The sequence below is a fragment of the Flavonifractor sp. An112 genome, assembly GCF_002161085.1.
GTDB classification, from domain to species: Bacteria; Bacillota; Clostridia; order Oscillospirales; family Oscillospiraceae; genus Flavonifractor; species Flavonifractor avicola.
On sequence record NZ_NFLU01000009.1, the window covers coordinates 44999 to 66893 of the forward strand.

Annotated in this window: 17 protein-coding genes and 1 riboswitch; of the genes, 10 read left to right on the plus strand and 7 right to left on the minus strand. The window is 60.2% G+C overall.

Going from position 1 to position 21895, the window contains the following annotated elements; genetic code table 11:
- Positions 1-78 precede the first annotated feature (78 nt).
- Entirely contained in the window at positions 79-1689 is a 1611-nt protein-coding gene (locus B5E56_RS09385) for a potassium/proton antiporter (RefSeq protein ID WP_087389476.1), read from the plus strand.
- 113 nt (positions 1690-1802) lie between these two features.
- Positions 1803-2357 (plus strand): winged helix-turn-helix domain-containing protein, encoded by a 555-nt coding sequence (locus B5E56_RS09390; RefSeq protein WP_087188206.1) that lies wholly within the window; start codon positions 1803-1805, stop codon positions 2355-2357.
- 37 nt (positions 2358-2394) lie between these two features.
- On the opposite strand, the gene B5E56_RS09395 is transcribed toward B5E56_RS09390, so the two are convergent.
- On the minus strand, positions 2395-2892 hold the full coding sequence (locus B5E56_RS09395; RefSeq protein ID WP_087389477.1) for an SLOG family protein: 498 nt from the start codon (positions 2890-2892) through the stop codon (positions 2395-2397).
- Positions 2893-3037: 145 nt separating this feature from the next.
- Positions 3038-3166: riboswitch (FMN riboswitch) on the plus strand.
- Positions 3167-3247: 81 nt separating this feature from the next.
- Between B5E56_RS09395 and B5E56_RS09400 the strand changes: the two genes are divergently transcribed.
- A complete protein-coding gene (locus B5E56_RS09400) occupies positions 3248-3853 on the plus strand; it encodes an ECF transporter S component (RefSeq protein ID WP_087389478.1) in 606 nt (201 codons plus the stop codon).
- A gap of 44 nt (positions 3854-3897) precedes the next feature.
- Here the strand turns inward: B5E56_RS09400 and B5E56_RS09405 are convergent, their stop codons facing one another.
- From B5E56_RS09405 to clpB, 3 genes are all read right to left on the minus strand, one after another.
- Complete coding sequence (locus B5E56_RS09405) at positions 3898-4968, minus strand: hypothetical protein (RefSeq protein WP_087389479.1); 1071 nt, start codon at positions 4966-4968, stop codon at positions 3898-3900.
- On the minus strand, positions 4965-5504 hold the full coding sequence (locus B5E56_RS09410; protein ID WP_087389480.1) for a sigma-70 family RNA polymerase sigma factor: 540 nt from the start codon (positions 5502-5504) through the stop codon (positions 4965-4967). Before B5E56_RS09410 ends, B5E56_RS09405 begins: the two co-directional genes overlap by 4 nt.
- A 150-nt stretch (positions 5505-5654) precedes the next feature.
- Positions 5655-8288 carry an ATP-dependent chaperone ClpB gene (clpB, locus tag B5E56_RS09415; RefSeq protein WP_087389481.1) on the minus strand — a complete coding sequence of 878 codons (2634 nt, stop codon included), beginning with the start codon at positions 8286-8288 and terminating at the stop codon, positions 5655-5657.
- 210 nt (positions 8289-8498) lie between these two features.
- Here clpB and B5E56_RS09420 point away from each other — a divergent pair, with 210 nt between their 5' ends.
- A complete protein-coding gene (locus B5E56_RS09420) occupies positions 8499-9869 on the plus strand; it encodes an MATE family efflux transporter (protein WP_087389482.1) in 1371 nt (456 codons plus the stop codon).
- Positions 9870-9923: 54 nt separating this feature from the next.
- Here the strand turns inward: B5E56_RS09420 and B5E56_RS09425 are convergent, their stop codons facing one another.
- Both B5E56_RS09425 and murC read right to left on the minus strand, forming a co-directional pair.
- Positions 9924-10325 carry a hotdog fold domain-containing protein gene (locus tag B5E56_RS09425; protein ID WP_087389483.1) on the minus strand — a complete coding sequence of 134 codons (402 nt, stop codon included), beginning with the start codon at positions 10323-10325 and terminating at the stop codon, positions 9924-9926.
- Positions 10326-10471: 146 nt separating this feature from the next.
- Positions 10472-11842: a UDP-N-acetylmuramate--L-alanine ligase gene (murC, locus tag B5E56_RS09430; protein WP_087389484.1), complete on the minus strand. Its 1371-nt coding sequence runs from the start codon at positions 11840-11842 to the stop codon at positions 10472-10474.
- A 108-nt stretch (positions 11843-11950) separates the two neighbouring features.
- Here murC and B5E56_RS09435 point away from each other — a divergent pair, with 108 nt between their 5' ends.
- The 6 genes from B5E56_RS09435 to malQ all read left to right on the plus strand — a co-directional run bounded on the left by B5E56_RS09435 (position 11951) and on the right by malQ (position 18805).
- Positions 11951-12943, plus strand: coding sequence for a CCA tRNA nucleotidyltransferase (locus B5E56_RS09435; RefSeq protein WP_087389485.1), 993 nt, complete (start codon positions 11951-11953; stop codon positions 12941-12943).
- Between the two features lie 196 nt (positions 12944-13139).
- On the plus strand, positions 13140-14489 hold the full coding sequence (locus tag B5E56_RS09440) for an ABC transporter substrate-binding protein (protein ID WP_087188216.1): 1350 nt from the start codon (positions 13140-13142) through the stop codon (positions 14487-14489).
- Positions 14490-14588: 99 nt separating this feature from the next.
- Positions 14589-15431 (plus strand): carbohydrate ABC transporter permease, encoded by an 843-nt coding sequence (locus tag B5E56_RS09445; protein ID WP_087188217.1) that lies wholly within the window; start codon positions 14589-14591, stop codon positions 15429-15431.
- Positions 15431-16267: a carbohydrate ABC transporter permease gene (locus tag B5E56_RS09450; protein ID WP_087188218.1), complete on the plus strand. Its 837-nt coding sequence runs from the start codon at positions 15431-15433 to the stop codon at positions 16265-16267. The genes B5E56_RS09445 and B5E56_RS09450 overlap by 1 nt, the downstream gene beginning before the upstream one ends.
- 32 nt (positions 16268-16299) lie before the next feature.
- Positions 16300-17307 carry a LacI family DNA-binding transcriptional regulator gene (locus B5E56_RS09455; protein WP_087327635.1) on the plus strand — a complete coding sequence of 336 codons (1008 nt, stop codon included), beginning with the start codon at positions 16300-16302 and terminating at the stop codon, positions 17305-17307.
- 4 nt (positions 17308-17311) lie between these two features.
- Entirely contained in the window at positions 17312-18805 is a 1494-nt protein-coding gene (gene malQ, locus B5E56_RS09460) for a 4-alpha-glucanotransferase (protein ID WP_087389486.1), read from the plus strand.
- A gap of 50 nt (positions 18806-18855) precedes the next feature.
- Here the strand turns inward: malQ and B5E56_RS09465 are convergent, their stop codons facing one another.
- Positions 18856-21873, minus strand: a complete 3018-nt coding sequence (locus B5E56_RS09465; protein WP_087389487.1) for a phosphodiester glycosidase family protein — start codon at positions 21871-21873, stop codon at positions 18856-18858.
- Positions 21874-21895 lie beyond the last annotated feature (22 nt).

The window sequence follows — 21895 nt, forward strand, 5'->3', positions numbered from 1 at the left end:
GGAATATCAGTTGGAGAACCTGAAACAGCTCCGACCTGGGAAGGACCGGAGCTGTTTTGCAGCAAAAGGAGGTAATAGATGGTATATATGTTGATTTTATGCGGTGTGGTGCTGGTAGCCTGTATTTTGGCCAGCCGTTTCTCTCAGCGGGCCGGAGTGCCGGCGCTGCTGCTCTTTATGGCCCTGGGGATGCTGTTTGGCTCCGATGGGCTGCTGCGTATCCCCTTCGATGACTTCCGGGCGGCGGAGCAGATCTGTTCGGTGGCTCTGATCTTTATCATGTTTTACGGCGGATTCGGCACCCGCTGGGAAGCCGCCAAACCGGCAGCGGCCAGGGCGGTGGTGTTGTCCACCCTGGGAGTGGCGATGACCGCTCTGCTTACCGCCCTCTTCTGCTATTTTGCATTGGGGTTTCCGCCTCTGACCAGCTTCCTCACCGGCTCGGTGATTAGCTCCACCGACGCGGCCTCGGTGTTCTCCATTCTGCGCTCCAAAAAACTGGGCCTGCGGTACCATACGGCCTCCCTGCTGGAGCTGGAAAGTGGCAGCAACGATCCCATGTCCTATATGCTGACCATGATTGCTCTCTCTCTGATGGGGGTGGGGGAGAGCGGCAATCTGATCTGGATGGTCTTTTCCCAGGTCGTATTTGGTGTTGCGCTGGGCCTGGCGGTGGCCGGCCTGTCGGTGCTCGTTCTGCGGCGGGTCCATCTGGCGGACGGCATGGACTCCATCTTTGTGCTGGCAGCCGCCTTGTTGGCCTATGCTCTGCCTGCTGCCGTGGGAGGCAACGGCTACCTGGGTACCTATCTGGCAGGGATCCTTCTTGGCAACGCCAAAATTCCTCATAAGCCCTCCCTGGTCCATTTTTTTGACGGCCTGACCGGTCTGGGCCAGATCATCATTTTTTTCCTGCTGGGCTTGCTGTCCTACCCCACGCAGATGCCCGGCGTACTCCTTCCGGCAGTGGCCATCGCCCTGTTCCTGACACTGGTGGCCAGGCCGCTGGCGGTCTTTGTGCTGCTGGCTCCCTTCCGGTGCAAACTGCGTCAATGTTTGCTGGTGTCCTGGGCGGGACTGCGGGGCGCGGCCTCCATTGTGTTTGCCATTATGGCTCTGGCCGGGGGAGCGGAAACCGGCTATGATCTGTTCCATATTGTCTTTTGTATCTCCCTGCTGTCCGTGGCAGTTCAGGGTTCCCTGCTGCCCCTGGTGGCCCGCAAGCTGGATATGGTGGACACGGAGGACAACATTGGACGGACCTTCAACGACTATCAGGACCAGCAGCAGCTCCACCTGACCCGCTTCCGCATCCAGCAGGGACACCCCTGGGAGGGAAAGACGGTAGGGGAGTGCAATCTACCTGCCGATGCTCTGGTGGTCACCATCCGCCGGGGGGAAGAGAATCTGATCCCCAACGGCAGCACCGTGGTCCAGGCGGGGGACCTGCTGGTGGTGAGCACGCCCATCTATCAGGACGACGGCGGTGTCAGCCTGCGGGAGCTTCCGGTGGAGGAGCATAAGGAATGGATTGGCCGCACCATCCGGGAGCTGGATCTGCCGGCGGAGGTGCTCATTGTACTGGTCCGCCGGGCGGACGGTACCACCGCTGTACCCAAAGGGGGAACGGTACTCTGCCAGGGAGATACCCTGGTGGTCAGCGAAGGGGAGAATATGCGTCCCGCGTAAATCAGAAAAAATGGATGGAGGGGCTAAAATCTCTTGCCATTACCAAACGGTAAGTGTTATCATGATAACAAAGGATCATGTGAACCGGTTTCGTGGCAAAGGAGGCCCCACTGGTGGAGTATACGGTAGAACTGACGGAAAAAAAGCAACTGCGCGTGATGCTCAACCCGGTACGGCAGGAAATGATCCATCTGCTGCGCCTGGTGGCTCGGCCGCTGTCCGCGAATGAGGTGGCGGAGCGGATGCAGCTGTCTCCCAGTGCCGCCCATTCCCATTTGAACAAGCTGGTGAAAATAGGATTGGTGTCGGCCCGGGAGGGTACCCGGCGGGACGGGAGCAAGACGACTTACTATCAGATGCGGGATGTGAGACTGCGGCTGTGTCTGGGCCGGAAGGACGGCTTTCAGGGCGAGCGGGAGGCCCTGGCAGCAAATTTGGTGGACAGCACCTTCCGCAGTTTGCTGGATAACGTGTACCGCTATGAGGAACAGGAACTGAAAGACTACGGGGTGCTCCGCTTTGGGGCCCTCCATCTGGATACCGCCCAGCGTAAGGAGCTGATGGAGCTGGTGACGGATTATCTGGAGAAGCACGGAGCCCTCCGGCCGGAGGCAGAGGAGCACTGGGAATATGTGGTGCTTGCTTACCGGGCCGGGGAGGAATTGTAATAAAAATCAGGGCCGGACAAAAGTCCGGCCCTGATTTTTACAGATAGATAATATCCAATTCCAGCTCCTGCTTCATGGCATAGCTGATGGTATACATGGTGCCCCCCAGCATTCCATTGTAGATGGAGATAAGCCGGGCGGCATGATCCACCAGATAGCGGTTGCGGCGGAGCATACAGCCCTTGTCATAGCGGCGCTGTACCATGGTCTCCCCATCGCAGGCTTCCACCAGTGCGTAATACCGGTCCCGGTCCCGCTCGCTCCAGCGGGCGGCCTGCTCCTCACAGGGAATAACCGCCTCCAGCGTGACATCGGGCATCTGTTCCCGCAGAGCAAGCACCGCCTCACAGAAGTAAAAGTCAGCGCCCCGGGCCATACCGCACAGAAAATGTCGGTATCCTGCTTCATAGGCCCGCACTACCGACGCGGCCAGCTTATCCTTGATTTCCAGGCAAGAGGGGGCCTGCTCGTCCTCACCCCAGGGCAGCTTTTCCGGTCGATGCCCGGTAAAGCAGCAACTGATGTCCCGTCTCATAGCCAACCCCTCTCCGCAGTTTGATGCTGCCCATATTGTAAACGATTCCCTATTGGAAGTCAATAAAAATCGAACATTTGTTTTTGCCTTAGAAAGCAGTTGCAAATTGTGTTGGAATGTGTATAATAGGGGATGACAACTGAATGACTGTCTTCAGGGCAGGGTGAAAATCCCGATCGGCGGTAAAGTCCGCGAGCCGTTTTGGCCGACCCGGTGGAACTCCGGGACCGACAGTGACGCACAATGTGCGAAGTCTGGATGGAAGAAGACGTGTGGTACATTGGCACGCTCCCATTGCATGGAACTCTGAACGGCAGTTTGGTTCAGCAGATCCGGTAATGAGGAGTGTTTTGTTATGACCAATTCTGTTTCCGCCCGGCGGCGGGTGGGCGCCCGCGCCGTTACGGTGACGGCCATGTTTTCCGCCGTGGCCTTTGTGCTGATGTTCCTGGAGTTTTCTCTCCCCATCATCCCCAGCTTTGTAAAGATGGATGTGTCCGAGCTGCCCGCCCTGCTGGCTTCCTTCGGCCTGGGACCGGTGTACGGCGTGGTGGTGTGCCTGGTGAAGAACCTGCTCCACCTGCTTATTACCACCACCGGCGGCGCCGGTGAGCTGTGCAACTTCCTGCTGGGTGCCTGTTTTGTGTTCCCGGCGGGCCTGCTCTACCAGCTCCACAAGTCCCGCAAGACCGCTATCCTGGGCGCTCTGGTGGGCGCGATCATCATGGCCCTGCTGTCCATCCCCCTGAACTACTATATTACCTACCCCATTTACTCCAACTTTATGCCCATCGATACCATCATCGAGATGTATCAGGCCATCCGTCCCTCCACCAACGGCCTGCTGGAGTGCCTTGTGGTGTTCAATGCCCCCTTCACCCTGCTGAAGGGCCTGTTGGACGCGGTGATCTGCTTCTTGATCTACAAGCCCCTGTCCCCCCTGATCCACGGAAAACGGTAAATGCAAAAACGACCGCCGAAAGGCGGTCGTTTTTTGTATGGGAACTAGGTCAGGGGAATGACCCAGTCCAGGTCCACCCACTGGCTTATCAGTCCCTCATCCATATCGTCATAGGCGTAATAGACGCGCTGGATGCGCACGGCGGTGATAGGTCCTGTGTCCTGAGTGAGCAGAATCTCCTGGGGGTATCCCGCTCCATCCAAGCCGCCCGGACGGCGGGGAATCCCCTGATGGCAGGTGCCATCCTCCTCCATGAACTGAACCCCATAGATTGGGTCGGCCTGCAATTCTACCAGGGACTTCCACCACTCCTCCGACTTGGCCATCGTGCCGTAAAGGGACAGGCGGCGGCCGTCTGCCGAGACCAGGGCGGTGATCCGGACCTCGTCCACGGTGCGCTGTTCACAGATTGCCGCGATTTCCTCCGGAGGGGCCAGGGTCAGTTCCACCTCCCGGACCTGGTCGGTCAGGTAGTCCTCCACCCGCAGGGTATAGCTGCCGTCCGGATTTGCCGCTTCATAGGTAAAGACGGCCTGGGCGTAGGTCTGATAGCCCTCCCGCAGATAGCGCCAACCCAGATATTGATCCTCTTGCAGAGGGGAGAAGGAGACGCGCTTGCGGGTCAGGGCGGTATACTGTCCCGTGGAGTAGGAGCCATTGTCCGACAGGCTGAGGAAGGGATTGCTGCCGGCCAGGGCCTGCCCGTCCTGGCTGACCTCCATCTTGACATACAGATTTTGGTAGTTGCTGCCGTTGAGCCGCTCCTCCGAGCGGGAGACCACCTCCAGGGGGACAAAGAGAATGCCGTCCTGGGCATAGGCTCCGGAGATAAGATAGGTGCGGCCGCTGAGCTCGAATTCCAGCTCGCCCTCCTGGATGCGGAGATCCGCCCCTGTTTCTGCCGCTCCCACCCCGGAGAAATAGCGGATGAGGGTTTGTACCCCGGTGGCCAGGGCCTGGTAGTTGGTCAGGCACAGGATCAGGGCCAGACAGGCTGCCAGAGCCCCCAGCCGCCTCCAGGGAATGGGCCGTGCCGTCCTGGGGCTCATAGCCTCCTCTGTCAGCTCCATAAGGTCCTCATCTTCCAATAGCTCATCCCAATGATAGGCTTTCATCTGGTATCCTCCTTTCCGGCCCAGCCCAGTCCCTGTTGGGCCAGCAGCCGCTTCAGCTTCTTGCGCAGGCGGGTCACCCGGGCGTCCACCCCGTTGGGGGACAGGCCCAGTGTTTTCCCAATCTCTGCGGAGGGCCATTGATAGAGAAAGCGCAGGGTGAAGAGCCGTCGCTCCTCCGCCCCCAGGGCCTCCAGGGCCCGGCGGAGGCCGTCCCGAAGGGCGGAGCGCTCGGCGTGGTCCTCTGCCCACAGGGTCCCCTGGTGTTCCTCCAGGGAGTCCTCCCGCCGGGCGGCCAGCCTGCGGCGGCGGTCCTTGGCCCGACTGCGGACCAGCACGCAGAGATAGGTCTTTTCACTGCCCCTGGCCGGGTCCCACCTTTGAGCGCCGTCCACATAGGCCCATAGAGCGTCCTGGACGCACTCCTCGGCCTCCTCCGGGTATCCGGACAGCAGAGCGTCCGCCACCGTGCGCAGCAGTCTGCCGTATTGGTTCAGGATGCGCTGGGCCTCCTGGTCCCGGTCCATAGTGGTATCCATGCCTTTCCCCCCTTTCATCCAACAGTACGATGGAACAGCGGAATACCTGACGATGTTCCCTTCGATTTTATCAAAAAAAGCCCCCGAACGGGGGCCGGAACCGGATAAACCGATTCCGGGCCCGTTCAGGGGCTGACAGGATCAACAGGATCAGGCCTGGTCCACCACCTGGCCGGAGAGGACGCTCTTGGCCTCCACGGTCAGTTCGCCATTGACACAGTCCACAGTGAGGGTGTCGCCGGGCTGGACCTGATCGGCAATGATCTTCCGGCTGATGAGGGTCTCCACCCCGTGCTGCACAAAGCGGCGCAGGGGACGGGCGCCAAAGGCGGGATCATAGGCGCTGTCGATGATGAAGCGCTTGGCTGCGTCGGTGAGGACCACCTTCAGCTGCTTCTCCTCCAGACGGCGGTTGAGCTCGCCCACCAGCAGGTCGATGATGTGGGTGATGTTGTCCTTGGTGAGAGGCTTGTAGAACACGATCTCATCCAGACGGTTGAGGAACTCAGGCCGGAAGGAGTGGCGCAGCAGCTCCTGCACGGCGCTCTTGGCCTCCTCGGTGATCTCGCCATTGGCGTCAATGCCGTCCAGCAGATACTGGGAGCCCAGGTTGGAGGTCAGGATGATGATGGTGTTCTTGAAGTCCACGGTGCGGCCCTGACTGTCGGTGATGCGGCCGTCGTCCAGCACCTGGAGCAGGATGTTGAACACATCAGGATGGGCCTTCTCCACCTCGTCGAAGAGGACCACAGAGTAGGGGTGACGGCGGACGGCTTCGGTGAGCTGACCGCCCTCCTCATAGCCCACATATCCCGGAGGGGCGCCGATCAGACGGGACACAGAGAATTTCTCCATATACTCGCTCATGTCGATACGCACCATGTTTTTCTCGGAGTCAAACAAGGCTTCGGCCAGGGTCTTGGCCAGCTCGGTCTTGCCCACGCCGGTGGGGCCCAGGAACAGGAAGGAGCCGATGGGCCGGTTGGGGTCGGCGATACCGGCACGGCTGCGCAGAATGGCCTCGCTGACCAGACGAACGGCCTCGTCCTGGCCCACCACACGCTGGTGGAGGATGTCCTCCAGATGGAGCAGTTTCTCACGCTCACCCTCCATCAGCTTGGCCACGGGGATGCCGGTCCAGCGCTCGATGATGCGGGCAATCTCCTCCTCGGTGACCTTATCCCGCAGCAGGGAACGGGCTTTGCCTTCGTTGGCAATGGCTTCCTCCGCCTCCAGCTGCTTGCGCAGTTCGGGGATTCTGCCGTACTGCAGCTCGGCGGCCTTGTTCAGGTCGTACTCCCGCTGGGCCTTCTCCAGCTGGGCGTTGGCGGCCTCCAGGTCCTCCCGCAGCTTCTGGACCTTGCCGATGGCGTTCTTCTCGTTCTCCCACTGAGCCTTCTTGGCGTTGAACTCGTCCCGCATCTCGGCCAGCTCCTTCTGGATCTCGGCCAGGTGCTCACGGGACAGGGCGTCGTCCTCCTTCTTCAGGGCGGCCTCCTCAATCTCATGCTGGATGATCTTACGCTGGATGATGTCCAGCTCGGTGGGCATGGAGTCGATCTCGGTGCGGATCATGGCGCAGGCCTCATCGATCAGGTCGATGGCCTTATCGGGCAGGAAACGGTCGGTGATATAGCGGTCGGACAGAGTAGCGGCGGCGATGATGGCGCCGTCCTGGATCTTTACGCCGTGGAACACCTCATAGCGCTCCTTCAGGCCACGGAGGATGGCAATGGTGTCCTCCACCGTAGGCTCGCAGACCTGTACGGGCTGGAACCGCCGCTCCAGAGCGGCGTCCTTCTCGATATACTGGCGGTACTCGTTGAGGGTGGTGGCGCCAATGCAGTGGAGCTCGCCACGGGCCAGCATGGGTTTCAGCAGGTTGCCGGCGTCCATGGCGCCCTCGGTCTTGCCGGCGCCCACGATGGTGTGCAGCTCGTCGATGAAGAGGATGATACGGCCCTCGGACTTCTTCACCTCGTTGAGGACGGCCTTCAGCCGCTCCTCAAACTCGCCCCGGTACTTGGCACCCGCAATGAGGGAACCCATATCCAGAGCGAAGATGGTCTTGTCCTTCAGGGAGCCGGGCACGTCGCCCTTGACAATTCGCTGGGCCAGGCCCTCGGCGATGGCGGTTTTGCCTACGCCGGGTTCACCGATGAGGACGGGGTTGTTTTTGCTCTTGCGGCTCAGAATACGGATCACGTTGCGGATCTCGTCGTCACGACCGATCACCGGGTCCAGCTTGTTCTGCCGGGCCCGCTCCACCAGGTCGGAGCCATACTTCTTCAGGGCATTGTAGGTCTCCTCCGGGTTGTCGGAGGTGACCCGCTGATTGCCCCGGACGGCGGTCAGAGCCTGGAGCACTCCTTCCTTGGTGACGTTATAGGTACGGAAGAGTTCCTTCAGCTCCCGGTTGGCGGTATCGATCAGGGAGAGCAGCAGGTGCTCCACCGAGACATATTCGTCCTTCATGGAGGAGGCGATGGACTCAGCGGTATTCAGACATTTGTCTACGTCCTGAGCCACATAGATCTTGCCCTGCTCACGGCCGGAGCCGGAGACACGGGGCAGTTTCTCCACCTCGGCCTTGGTGGCAGCGGTGAAGGAGGGAACGGTGAGGCCCATGTTCCCCAACAGCTGGGGAATCAGGCCGGACTCGTCGCTGAGCAGTGCCAGCAGCAGGTGAGGCTGCTCGATCTGCTGGTTACCATATTCCGTGGCCAGACTCTGGGCGGTCTGGACGGCCTCCAGAGACTTCTGGGTATATTTCTGTGCATTCATAAAAAACACTCCTTTCAAGGGGCAGCTTTTTGTTTGTCCTCAGTATAGTCCCCTGCAAAACAAAAATCATGAACGGAGTGTGAATTTTTAGCACTCAATAATGGAGAGTGCTAAAACCTTCGGGGAATGGAGTGATTGGATGGGATAGCCCCCTTTACGAGCGCAGAAAAAAGAGGTATAATGCCGTGGACTGCCTGAAGGAGGAGCGAGATGAAACGGACCAACGATTTGGGGCATGATCCAGTTTTTCGCCTGGTGTGCAAGCTGGCCATTCCCACCATGCTGGCCCAGCTGGTCAGTGTACTCTATAGCATCGTAGACCGCATTTACATTGGAAACATTCCCCAGATCGGGGATCTGGCCCTGGCGGGAGTGGGCGTGTGCGGACCTATCGTCACCCTGCTCGGTTCCTTTGCCTCCCTGGTGGGATTGGGCGGCTCGCCTATCCTGGCCATGCGGATGGGGGAGGGGAACCGGAAGGAGGCCAGCCGGGTGCTGTCCAACAGCTTTTTTATGCTGCTGGTGTTGTCGGTGGGACTGACGGGACTGTTTCTAGCCATGAAGGGGCTTCTGCTCCAGTGGTTTGGCGCCAGCCAGGCTACCTTCGGCTACGCCGATACCTACCTGACCATCTACACCGCCGGTACCTTCTTTGCCCTGATGGCCACCGGCATGAACAGCTTTTTGATCGCCCAAGGCTTTTCCGGCCTGGGTATGGCCACCGTCATGCTGGGGGCGGTGCTCAATATTGTGCTGGACCCCATTTTTATCTTTGTTTTAAAGTTGGATGTGGCGGGTGCGGCTCTGGCTACGGTCATCTCCCAGATGGCCTCCTGCGCCTTCGTGCTCTGCTCTCTGCTGCGGAAAAAGATGCCGGTGCCCCTGCGATGGGGCGGCTTTGACCGGAAGATCATGATGCGGATTGTCACATTTGGCTTGTCCCCCTTCCTGATCATTGCCACCGACAGCGTGCTGCTCATCGTCCTCAACACAGTGCTCCAGCACTACGGCGGCCCAGAGTTGGGCGACAAGCTGGTGGTCTGCGCCACCATTGTGCAGAGCTATCTGCTTCTCATCACCATGCCCATGGGTGGCCTGACCTTGGGTACTCAGCCGGTGATCAGCTTTAACTACGGGGCGGGCAACGTCGCCCGGATCAAGCGGGCCATGAAATCCATTGTGGGATTGTGCCTGACCTTCTGCGCCCTGATGACTGTGGTGACCTACACCCTGTCTCCGGTGTTTGTCCGGCTCTTTACTCAGAATCCGGAACTGATTGACCGCTCAGTGGGCTATATCAAGGTGTTTACCGCTATGATCCTGCCTCTGGCCGTCCAGTACCCTCTGGTAGATGAGACCACCGCCCTGGGTCATGTGCGGCTGGCGCTGTTCTGTTCTCTGTTCCGTAAGACGGTTTTTCTGGCCTGCTTGCTGCTGCTGCCCGCTCTGGTGTCGGCGGAGGCTACCTTCCTGTCTGAGCCCATTGCCGATGCCGTGGCGGCTACCGTTACCACCATTCTGTTCCTTCGTTTCTTCCCCCGTATTCTGGCCGAGCGCAGCGGAACGCCTGCCTCGCAATAAAAAAGTCCGCCGCGAAGAATGCTTCGCGGCGGACTTTTTTCATGTAAGCAGGAATCAATGCTCCTTGCGCTGGCACTTCTTGGGGGTCACGCAGGTGCCCTCAGCAATGGCCACCACAATGGGCTCCTCCAGGAAATCAGCAGCAGAATCGCTGATGTCGGGGCGGGGGATAGCTACCTTGCGGGCCTCAAACCTCATCTTGCGGGAGGTGTTGCCGATGTGAGTGATCTCACCATAGGCCTCGATGAAGTCGCCGGCATACACAGGCGCCTTGAACTCAATGTTGTTGTAAGCGCAGAACAGGCCCTCGTCGCCGTCACACTGGATCAGCAGCTCGGTAGCCACGTCGCCGAACAGATGCACCATATGGGCGCCATCCACCAGGTTTCCGCCGTAGTGGGCGTCCTTCGCAGACATCCGCAGACGGATCATCGAGGTGTACTTTTTCTCTTCCATGTCGATTCCACTCCTTATTCATATTTGTGAAAAGAGAACAAAAGGGACAGGACACTAAGACCATTGTACGTCTCTTTAACAGTCTTGTCAACAGCGGAAATTTGTGGTATAATTTTCCCTTTTGCTTTAGCGAGAGAAAGAATGGCTCATTTTTGGAGAAGGGCCTCGCCGGCGGTATAGATGTTGCCGGCACCTACGGTAAGGATCAGATCACCGGGTTGGGCCAACTCCTTCAGCTTGGCAGTTACATCCTCCAGGGTGGGGCAGTAAATGCTGCCGGGAATCTGGTCGGCCAGATCCTGCGAAGAGATGCCCAGATTGTTGGTTTCACGGGCGGCATAGATCTCGGCCAGCAGGGTGACATCGGGCTGACGCAGGACCTTAACAAAGTCGTCGAACAGGGCTTTGGTGCGGCTGTAGGTGTGGGGCTGGAAGGCACAGATAATCCGCTCATAACCCAGGGTACGGGCGGCGGCCAGCAGGGCCTGAAGCTCACCAGGATGATGGGCGTAGTCGTCGTACACCTCGGCGCCATTGTAAGTGCCCTTGTGCTCAAAGCGGCGGCCGGCGCCCCGGAATGCGTTGAGACCTTCGCTTACCGCCTTGGGGGAGACAGCCAGGGCGATGGCAGCGGCTGCCGCAGCCAGGGCGTTTTTCACATTGTGCTCGCCGGGAACCCGCAGGCCTACCCGGGTAAAGACTTCGCCACGATAGATGATGTCAAAGGTGGGCAGCCCCCGACTCCATGTCAGGTTAGCGGCGTGGACATCGCCTTCCTCCAGACCGAAGGTGAGAACAGGGCGGGTTTCGCCTTCCAACGTGTGCATGGTGTTGGCATCGTCGGCGTTGGCCACGATCAGGCCGTTTTCCGGCACCCGGTCGGCAAAGGCCCGGAAGGAGTGCTCCACATCGTCCAGGTCCTTGAAGAAGTCCAGGTGATCGGCCTCAATGTTGAGGATCACTGCCACAGTGGGGAAGAAGGAGAGAAAGGAGTTGCAGTATTCGCAGCTCTCCAGAATAATGGTGTCCCCGTGGCCCACCCGGTAACCGGCGCCCAGCAGGGGCAGGGTGCCGCCGATCATGACAGTGGGGTCCATCTGAGCTGCCATGATGATGTGGGTGCACATAGAGGTGGTGGTAGTCTTGCCGTGGGTGCCCGAGATGCACAGAGCATTTTTATAGCCCCTCATAATGGAACCCCAGGCCTGAGCACGCTCAAAAACAGGGATGTTCAGCGCGTGGGCCTCCACAATCTCGGGGTTGTCATCATGAACGGCGGCGGTACGGATGATCAGGTCGGCGCCCCGTACATTTTCAGCCCGGTGGCCGATGGCCACGGGAATACCCAGGGAGCGGAGATGTTCCACTGTAGCACTGTCGCTCATGTCGGAGCCGGTGATCTGGATACCCGCCTTGTGAAGCACCTCGGCCAGAGGAGACATGGAAACGCCGCCGATGCCGATCAGGTGAGCCTTGCGGCCAGGCGTCAGATAGTCGTGAATGTTGGGATTGGTCATGGGGTTTACACACCCTTTTCTACAGATTATAATGATAAAAGTTCAACACTATATTATAATCCATTATAGGTAAATAGCAAGCCAAACATACCGGGGGAGGTGGAGAAAATGAAAAAGTGGCCGATTCCGGAAGGCGTGCAGCATTGCTTGGATATCCTGCGGAAGGCAGGCTGTGCTGCCCATCCGGTGGGTGGCTGCGTTCGGGATCTGCTGCTGGGCCGCACGCCGGGAGACTACGACGTGTGTACCTCCGCCTATCCGGAGCAGGTAATGGGGCTGTTTGAGCATACCGTCCCCACGGGGATACAGCATGGCACCGTCACCGTCCTGACGGAGGACGGCCCGGTGGAGGTGACCACCTTTCGCCGGGAGGGGGGATACGCCGACGGACGGCACCCCGACGGGGTAGCCTTTGACGTGGGGCTCACCCAGGATCTGGCCCGGCGGGATTTTACCATCAACGCCATGGCCCTGGGCCCGGAAGGGGAGGTAGTGGACCCCTTTGACGGGAGGGATGATTTGAACGCCGGGATCATTCGGTGTGTGGGGGAGCCGGACCGGCGCTTTGCCGAGGATGCGCTGAGAATGCTGCGGGCGGTGCGTTTTGCCGCCCAGCTGGGCTTTGCCATCGCGCCGGAGACCGAGGAGGCCATCCGGCGCAATGCCGGGCGGATGGCCCGGGTGTCAGGGGAACGGATCAAGGCGGAGCTGGAGAAAATCCTCCTCTCACCTCACCCGGAGCGGGCGGGGGAGCTGCTCCGCTGGGGACTGCTGTCCCACCTGTGGCCGGTATGCAGCTGCCCTGATCTGTCCTGTCTGAGGGAGCTGCCTCCCCAACCCATCCCCCGGTGGCGGGGGTTCTGCGCCGCCACCGGATTTCCCATCGAATGTCTGCCGGTGGAGCGGGCCCTGCGCCGGGGGGTGCGCCACCCGGAGGAGGAGGTTCTGCGGCGGCTGGCCCTGTCCGGCGGGGAGCTGGCGGCCCTTGGTCTAAAGGGCAGGGAGATCGGCGCGGCCCAGCGGAAGCTGGCCCTCCATGTATTAGAACATCCCGAGGACAACCGGTGTGACAAGCTTATGGAGCTGCTTAAATTGGACTAAACGGTTTTGTGATTTGGCATATTGTACAAAATAACAGCGTATAAATTAAGCGCAAAGCTGAAATTGGGGAGTTTGACAAAAAGATGCTTGAAAATGGAAGCGGGAAGGAGTAAGATTCAATCACAGGGAGTTGGAAACGTTTCCATGAAACGTTTCCAGCCGAGACACGAATCAACTGTGACAGGAGGAACTTAGAATGAAGAAACGTCTGTTTGCGCTTGCGTTGACCGGTACCATGGTGGCCGGTATGCTGGCCGGCTGCGGCGGCGGCGACACCACCCCCTCCGGCGACTCCTCCCCCAGCGGCGGCGGCGACGCCACCGGCGGCAAGGTCTATTACCTGAACTTCAAGCCTGAGCAGGACGCCCAGTGGCAGGAACTTGCCGAGCTCTACACCGCTGAGACCGGCGTGGAGGTCACCGTCCTCACCGCCGCCTCCGGCAACTACGAGACCACCCTGAAGTCCGAGATGGCCAAGACCGACGCCCCCACCCTGTTCCAGGTCAACGGCCCTGTGGGTCTGGCCGCCTGGAAGGATTACTGCTATGATCTGACCGGCTCCGCCGTGGCCGGCGAGCTGTCCAGCGACGAGTTCGCCCTGATGGACGGGGACAAGATGGCCGGCATCGGCTACGTCATCGAGACCTACGGCATCATCTACAATAAGGCCCTGCTGGAGCAGGCCGGCTACACCGCCGATGACATCAAGAGCTTTGACGACCTGAAGAAGGTGGCCGAGGACATCACCGCCCGCAAGGACGAGCTGGGCTTCTCCGCCTTCACCTCCGCCGGTATGGACGGCTCCTCCGACTGGCGCTTCAAGACCCACCTGGCCAACCTGCCCATCTACTATGAGTACAAGGCCGACGGCATCGACAACACCGACGCCATCAAGGGTACCTACCTGGACAACTACCGCCAGATCTGGGATCTGTACATCAACAACGCCACCTGTGAGCCTGCGCTGCTGTCCACCAAGACCGGCGACGACGCCGTGGCCGAGTTTGTGACCGGTCAGGCCGTGTTCTATCAGAACGGCACCTGGGCTTACAACGACGTGGCCGAGCTGGGCGACGACAACCTGGGTATGCTGCCCATCTACATCGGTGTGGAAGGCGAAGAGAAGCAGGGCCTGTGTACCGGTACTGAGAACTACTGGTGCGTCAACGCCAAGGCCTCCGAGGCTGACATCCAGGCCACCCTGGACTTCATGTATTGGTGCGTCACCTCCGAGACCGGCACCAAGGCCATGTGCGGCGGCGAGGGCGCCATGCCCTCCGGCCAGGCCGGTATGGGCTTCGTGATCCCCTTCAAGGGCAACCTGGAGTCCACCAATCCCCTGGTCAACATCGGCAACCAGTATGTGGCCGACGGCTATGAGTCCGTGTCCTGGAACTTCTCCACCATGCCCTCCGAGGAGTGGAAGAACGGCGTGGGCTCCGCGCTGACCGCCTATGCCGCTGACCAGACCGATGCCAAGTGGGACGCCGTGGTATCCGCCTTCGTGGATGGCTGGGCCTCCGAGGCTGCCGCCGTCAACGGCTGAGACTGACCCCCAAAAATAACTGCTGAACCGGCAGCGGGCGGGCATTCTGTCCGCCCGCTGCCTCTGCCTTTCTGAGCAATGAGAGAGGAGGTCGATCCTTTGGAAAAGGCAATCAAGCGGTATTTTCCCATCTTTTTGCTGCCCACTCTGATCGCATTCACCATTGGCTTCATCGTGCCCTTCATTATGGGTATCTGGCTGTCCTTCTGTGAGTTCACCACTGTGACCGACGCCACCTTCGTGGGCCTGAGCAACTACATCAAGGCCTTCCAGGACCCCGTATTCCTCCATTCCTTTTGGTATACGGCCCTCTTCGCGGTGGTCTCCCTGGTGGTCATCAATGTAATCGCCTTTGCCATCGCCCTGGCCCTGACCCAGAAGCTGCGGGGCACCAATATCTTCCGCACCGTGTTCTTCATGCCCAATCTGATCGGCGGCATCGTGCTGGGCTACATCTGGCAGCTGATCTTCAACGGCCTGCTGGCCCCCTTTGCCACCGCCCTCAACCTCAACGAGTGGTACGGCTTCTGGGGCCTCATTATCCTGGTGGCCTGGCAGCAGATCGGCTATATGATGATCATCTACATCGCCGGTCTCCAGTCCATCCCCGGCGACGTGATGGAGGCCGCCGCCATTGACGGCGCCAGCGGTCCCCAGCGCCTCTTCAAGGTCACTATCCCCATGATGATGCCCTCCATCACCATCTGCACCTTCCTGTCGGTGGTCAACGGCTTCAAGCTCTTTGACCAGAACCTGTCCCTCACTGCCGGCGAACCCTCCAAGATGTCCGAGATGCTGGCGCTGAACATCTACAATACCTTCTACGGCCGCACCGGCTGGGAGGGCGTGGGCCAGGCCAAAGCCGTGGTCTTCTTCATTCTGGTGGTGGCCATCGGCCTGATCCAGCTGAAAGCCACCCGTTCCAAGGAGGTGCAGCAGTAATGATCCGGAAAAAGCGGCTGAACCGGCTGGGCACCGGCCTGTTTACCTTCATCAGTATTTTCTATGTACTGCCCGTTGTGGTGGTACTCTTCAACTCCTTCAAAAAGAAGTCCTACATCAATCTGGAGCCCTTCAAGCTGCCCAATGAGACCACCTTTACCGGTCTGGACAACTATGCTACCGCCATCAACCAGTACGACTTCCTGAAAGCGGTGGGATGGACAGTGTTCATCACCGTGGGCTCGGTGCTCGTCATTCTGATCTGCACCTCCATGTGCGCCTGGTTTATCACCCGGGTGCGGACCAGGGTCACCAAGGCCATCTACATCCTGTGTGTGTTCTCCATGGTGGTTCCCTTCCAGATGGTCATGTTCACCCTGTCCCTGGTCACCGACCGGCTGGGCCTGGGTACCCCCTGGGGCCTCATCATCATCTACCTGGGCTTTGGCGCGGGACTGGCGGTATTCATGTTCTGCGGTTTCGTCAAGTCCATCCCCATTGAGATCGAGGAGGCCGCCATGATCGACGGCTGTTCCCCCATCCGTACCTTCTTCTCGGTGGTGCTCCCCATCATGAAGCCCACCTACATCTCCGTGGGTATTCTGGAGACCATGTGGATCTGGAACGACTTCCTGCTGCCCTACCTGACCCTGGACATCAAGAAGTATAAGACCATCTCCATTGTGATTCAGTACATGAAGGGCTCCTATGGCCGGGTGGATATGGGCGCCATTATGGCGGCCCTCATTATGGCCGTGATCCCGGTGGTTATCTTCTATCTGTCCTGCCAGAAGCACATCATCAAGGGCGTGGCCGCCGGCGCGGTCAAGGGATAAAAAAGACGCAGACCGACAAGAGGTGAGTTTCTTTGACCATCAAAGACATCGCCAAGCTGTCCGGCTATGCGGTGGGTACCGTCTCCCGGGTACTCAACAACCGCCCGGACGTATCCGAGGAGGCCCGCGCCAAGGTGATGGCGGTGGTGGAGGCCCACCATTTTACGCGCAACAGCAATGCCAAGCACCTCAAGCAGCAGGCCAGCAGCGGAGTGGCACTTATCGTCAAAGGCACCCAGAATATGCTCTTTGCCGATTTGGTGGAGCGTATCCAGACCCGTATCCGGGACAGCGGATACCCCAGCTTGATTTACTACATCGATGAGGATGACGATGAGATCGATCAGGCCATCCGGGTGTGCCGGGAGCGGCGGCCCATGGGCATCCTCTTCCTGGGCAGCAACCTGAGCCTGTTCCGGGCCGGCTTTCACAGTATCACCATCCCATGCGTGCTGGTGACCAACTCGGCAGCCGGGCTGGACCAGCCCAATCTGTCCAGCGTCTCCACCGACGACACCGACGGCGCCCGCCGTGCGGTAGAGCGGCTCATGGAACTGGGCCACCGGACCATTGGTATCCTGGGCGGCCGGGCGGAGCAGTCCGACGCCGCCCAGGCCCGCCTGGAAGGGGTGCGGCAGGCCTTTGCCGACCGGGGACTGGTCCTGGACGAGGCGAGCCAATATGAGACCGCCCGCTTCGATCTGTCGGGAGGCTACGCCGCCATGGAGCGGCTGCTGGATAAGCTGCCCGGTATGACCGCCGTGTTTGCCATGTCCGACGTGCAGGCCTTGGGGGCCATGCGGGCCCTCCATGACCGGGGTCTGCGGGTGCCGGAGGATATCTCCATATTGGGCTATGACGGCATTGTGCTGGGGCGGTACGCGGTGCCCCGGCTCACCACCGTCCGCCAGGACGCCCAGCGGCTGGCGGAGCGGAGCGTGGATCTGCTGATCCACCAGATTCAGGACGGAGCGAAGCCCGCCCATGAATTGATCCCCTATACCTTTTTGGAAGGGGAGAGCGTGAAGGAAAGGACGTGAAACTATGCGGACCGGCGGCATCCTGATGCACCTCACTTCGCTGCCATCCCCCTACGGCGTGGGCACCATGGGCGCCTGTGCCCGGCGGTTCGTGGATTTCCTCCAGGCGGCGGGCCAGTCCCTGTGGCAGATTCTGCCCATCTGTCCCACCAGCTATGGAGATTCCCCCTATCAGAGCTTTTCCACCTTTGCCGGTAACCCCTACCTCATTGATCTGGACGACCTGGCGGCCGACGGCCTGCTGGACCGGGCGGATTATGAGGGACTGGACTGGGGGAGCGACCCACAGCGGGTGGATTACGGCAAGCTGTATCAGAACCGCTATCCGGTGCTGCGGAAGGCCTGCAAGGCGCTGCTGGCCGCACCCACCGCGGATTACTGGGCCTTCTGCGAGGAAAACTCCTTCTGGCTGGAGGACTACGCCCTCTTTATGGCTATGAAGGAGGCCAACGGCGGAGAGCCCTGGACCGACTGGGAACCGGCCATCCAGAACCGGGACCGGGTGGCCCTCAACCGGGTGCGGCGGGCCCTGGCCGCCGATCTGGCCTTCTGGCGGGGGGTGCAGTACCTCTTTTTCCGCCAGTGGAAGGCACTCAAGGAATACGCCAATGGGAAAGGCATCCGAATCATTGGGGACCTGCCGATCTATGTCTCCGCCGACAGCGTGGACGTGTGGGCCCACCCGGAGCAGTTCCAGCTGGACGAGCACCGGCGGCCCACCGAGGTGGCGGGCTGTCCCCCCGACGGCTTCTCCGCCGACGGCCAGCTGTGGGGCAACCCCCTCTTTGACTGGGACTACATGGAGCGGGACAATTTCTCCTGGTGGGTGCGCCGCATCGCCTATCAGTGTGAGATCTACGATGTGCTGCGGATCGACCACTTCCGGGGCTTTGACGCCTACTACGCCATCCCCTATGGGGAGCCCACCGCTCAGAACGGGCGGTGGCGGCAGGGACCGGGGATTAAACTGTTTCAGGCTGTGGAGCGGGCTCTGGGCAAAAAAGAGATCATCGCGGAGGATCTGGGCTTTTTGACCCCCTCGGTCCACCGGCTCCGGGATGAGACCGGATTTCCCGGCATGAAGGTGCTGGAGTTTGCCTTTGACAGCCGGGATAAGGAGGGACCGGCCTATCTGCCCCACAACTATCCGGTCAACTGTGTGGTCTATGTGGGCACTCACGACAACGAGCCCGCCATGGGCTGGCTGGTGACTGCCCGGCCGGAGGATGTGGCCTATGCCCGGGAGTATCTCCACCTGGACCAGCAGGAGGGGGAGAACTGGGGCATGATGCGGACGGTTTGGGCCAGTGTGGGCCGGTGCGCCGTGGTGCAGATCCAGGATGTGCTGGGCCTGGGTTCGGAGGCCCGGATGAATATCCCCTCCACCCTGGGCCACAACTGGACCTGGCGGGCGGCGGAGGGCTTTGACAGCCCGGAACTGGCGGCCAAACTCCACCGGCAGATGGAACTGTATGGACGGTTGCCAAAAACAGAATAAAGGCAAGAAAAAAGTGCGCGTCAGCGCACTTTTTTCTTGCCTGTTTCATATTACAGCATGGCGTACAGCAGCTTGGCCACCTCGCCCCGGGTGATGGAGTCGGAGGGGCGGATCAGATTGTTGTTGCCGCTGACTACGCCCTGGGTGACCAGAATCTGTGTGTAGGAGAGGGCCCAGGAGGGGACCTGACCGGCGTCGTCAAAGGTTAGATCGTTGGCGGTGTATCCCTTGGCCTGAGTGCGGCCCAGAATGGTGATGGCCTCTGCCCGGGTGATGGTGGACATGGGATTGGCCAGCAGCTGGCCGCTGCTGGAGGCGCCCTGAAGGATACCCAGGCTGTACATGGCCTTGATCTCGTTGAGAGCCCAGGAGGGAATGGAGTCGGCATCGGCAAAGGGCAGCTCCACATTGGCATACTGCTCCAGGTCCAGATCCATCCACCGGGCAACCAGAGCGAAGAACTCTGCCCGGGAGATGTTCTTGTTGGGCTCGTACTGGGGAGTGGCTCCACCGGTACCCTGGGAGATGCCCTGGTCGTACAGGAAGGTGGCATAGGGTTCGGCCCAGTGGCCGGTCATGTCGCCGAAGGGGCTGGTCCGGCTGGAGGAGGGCTTCACATCGGCGGAAGCCCGGGCCAGATTGCCGCTGGCATCAGAGGCAGTAACGGTGACCCGATGATAGCCGCTGTCGGCGGCAGGCAGAGTGGCAGTGAGGGTACCGGTGCTCTCATTCCAGGTGCCGGTCAGGACCTTGCCGTCGTAGGTGAGAGTGACATTGCTCTGGGGGATGGTCTGGTCCAGATCGTCCTTGACTGTGGCAGTGAGCTGGGTGCCCTTTACCGACACGGAGACGGTGGGGGCGGTGTTATCAGTAACCTGCTGATTGGCAGTGACCAACTGATCCAGCCAGATGGAGCCGATTTGCCGCTCCGCACCGCCGCCATAGACCACATCCAGACCGGACAGGGAGGAGGCGCCGGTGGGCAGCTGGACCATGACATACTTCCAGCCGGTGAAGTCCAGAGCGGTCAGGAGGAATTGCTGGGTCTGCCCATCCTTGTCAGCGGTGGTAGCCATCAGGGTATTGCCCGAACCGTTGCCATAGACCCACATACCCAGCCAGCTCTCCCCTTCGGGAATGGAAAGGGAGGTAGACAGACTGGCGGAGCCGCTGGTGGCGTCATAGGACAGCTTCAGGCTCTGGTTGCCGTTGTGTACAAAATCCAGGCCGGTTTCTGCCTCGGCGGTGGCGGTATCGGTATTCTGGAAGGAGGACAGGTTGCCCTCACAGGTATCCAGCGTCTTGACATGGCTGGCGATGGTCACGGGAATGGTGACGCTTTTGCCGCCGGCGGAGACGGTGAGCTTGCCGCTGCCGCTGTTCTGGGAGGCGGTCAGTACACCGTTTGCATCTACCGTGCCCAGTGAAGCGTCCATAGACCAGGTGAAGCAGGTGTCCTGGGCGGTGAGAGCCAGGGTGCGGTAGGTGGCGGAGGCCTTCAGATCGATCTGCTGGCCGGGATTCAGGTTCAGGGAGGTGACTTTGGAGCCGGTAGACTCATTGGAAATGGTGATGGTGTCCGGCGTGGCCACAGTGGTCAGATAGGCGGTGCCCGAGTGCTCACCGTCCGTTGCAGTGACCTGGTAGAAGCCGCTCTTGCTGCCGGCGGTAAAGAGTCCGCTTTCATTGACGGTTCCGCCACCGTCAGAAACGGACCAGGATACTGTGTTTCCGGTGGTAGGATAATAGTTGGTATCCAGGCCGGTGGCGGAGAGCTGAACTGTGGCGCCGGAGAGCAGCATGGAGTCGGTGGGGGTCACATAGTAGCTATCCAGCTCACCGGTGGGCTGAAGGGTGGTGGTCAGGAAGATGGCGGTGCTGTTGGAGCGTTGAGAGCCGTCGGAAGGCCGGTTGACTACCTGCATTCCATCGGTCTCCGGATAAGTAACGCCGATGGTGGTGGAGCCGCCGCCGTCCATGGCGATGGCCTCCACACAACCCAGTTCCACCAGGCGCTGAGCCGCCTGGGACAGGGTGCAGCCCACACTATAGCCGGACTGCTTGCCGTCCAGAGTGTAGAAAATCACGGTGCCATCGGCCTTGACGCCCACTGCAGTCCAGGCGGTGCGTTCCGAGGGCAGGCCGGAGGAGACCACCTTGCCGTCAGTGACGATCTTATAAGTACCGCCCAGAGCCTGGGTAACCGAGTTCCAGCGCTCATCAGTGCTGGTGATGGACAGGGTCACCGTATCGCCGGGCTGGAGGGCGCGGAGCTTGGCCAGAATGTCGGTGTTGTCCTTGGCATTCATGGTGAGGACGGCCTTGCCCTCGGGAATGGCGATGCTGCCGGTGGACTCCAGTACCTGGTCCACAGTGTACTGGACTTCCTTGCCGATGGTGGGCTGAGTGGCATAGACTCCTGTGCCGTCGTCCACCGGGGTGAGGATTACGTCCACGCCGGGGTCGGTGTTCTGGGTGGTGGAAGCAAAGTCGGAGGTGAGCAGGGTCAGTCCGCCGCTGGTGTCGCTGGCGGTGATCTTGCGGACCTTGTTGATGGCGCCGCTTAATTTATAGGTGGCGCCGCCAAAGGTAACGGTGGTGGAGAGGGCGGGCTGACCGATGAAGGCGGTGCCGTCCTCGTTGAAGCCAATGGCCCAGGAGCTGTTGTAGTAGGGGGTGGCCCGCACCACGCCATCGGTGACCAGCAGGCCTACCGTAGAGCCGGTGGAGAGTACATACCAGTCTCCGTTGATGCCGGAGACTACCCGCTTCCCCTGGTTTTCCAGATTCTTGGCCATGCTGGACAGGGTGAGCCGGTCCAGTACCTTGTTTCCGTAGGCCACAGTGGGCACTACATTTTCATTGGGGCTGTAAGAGATGTAGTACTCGTGGCGCAGATCGGAGTAGGTGTCGCTCCAGAAAATGTTTTTTCCCAGAGTGGCGCCCTGAGACAGAGGGACCTGTCCTGTGTGCAGGTCCCAGCCCAGGGCGTATGAGGCCGACGCCGCAGTGACCGTCAGGGCCAGAGCCAGGCCTGCTGCGGCGCATCGCCGGATGAAGTGCTTCATGATTGTCCTCCTATGGTAGGGT

Coding starts and splice junctions, on each gene's coding strand:
- B5E56_RS09385 (WP_087389476.1), top strand. CDS start 79: ATGGTATATATGTTGATTTTATGCGGTGTGGTGCTGGTAGCCTGTATT.
- B5E56_RS09425 (WP_087389483.1), bottom strand. CDS start 10,325: ATGGAAGAGAAAAAGTACACCTCGATGATCCGTCTGCGGATGTCTGCG.
- B5E56_RS09400 (WP_087389478.1), top strand. CDS start 3,248: ATGACCAATTCTGTTTCCGCCCGGCGGCGGGTGGGCGCCCGCGCCGTT.
- B5E56_RS09440 (WP_087188216.1), top strand. CDS start 13,140: ATGAAGAAACGTCTGTTTGCGCTTGCGTTGACCGGTACCATGGTGGCC.
- murC (WP_087389484.1), bottom strand. CDS start 11,842: ATGACCAATCCCAACATTCACGACTATCTGACGCCTGGCCGCAAGGCT.
- clpB (WP_087389481.1), bottom strand. CDS start 8,288: ATGAATGCACAGAAATATACCCAGAAGTCTCTGGAGGCCGTCCAGACC.
- B5E56_RS09465 (WP_087389487.1), bottom strand. CDS start 21,873: ATGAAGCACTTCATCCGGCGATGCGCCGCAGCAGGCCTGGCTCTGGCC.
- B5E56_RS09435 (WP_087389485.1), top strand. CDS start 11,951: ATGAAAAAGTGGCCGATTCCGGAAGGCGTGCAGCATTGCTTGGATATC.
- B5E56_RS09395 (WP_087389477.1), bottom strand. CDS start 2,892: ATGAGACGGGACATCAGTTGCTGCTTTACCGGGCATCGACCGGAAAAG.
- B5E56_RS09450 (WP_087188218.1), top strand. CDS start 15,431: ATGATCCGGAAAAAGCGGCTGAACCGGCTGGGCACCGGCCTGTTTACC.
- malQ (WP_087389486.1), top strand. CDS start 17,312: ATGCGGACCGGCGGCATCCTGATGCACCTCACTTCGCTGCCATCCCCC.
- B5E56_RS09420 (WP_087389482.1), top strand. CDS start 8,499: ATGAAACGGACCAACGATTTGGGGCATGATCCAGTTTTTCGCCTGGTG.
- B5E56_RS09410 (WP_087389480.1), bottom strand. CDS start 5,504: ATGGATACCACTATGGACCGGGACCAGGAGGCCCAGCGCATCCTGAAC.
- B5E56_RS09405 (WP_087389479.1), bottom strand. CDS start 4,968: ATGAAAGCCTATCATTGGGATGAGCTATTGGAAGATGAGGACCTTATG.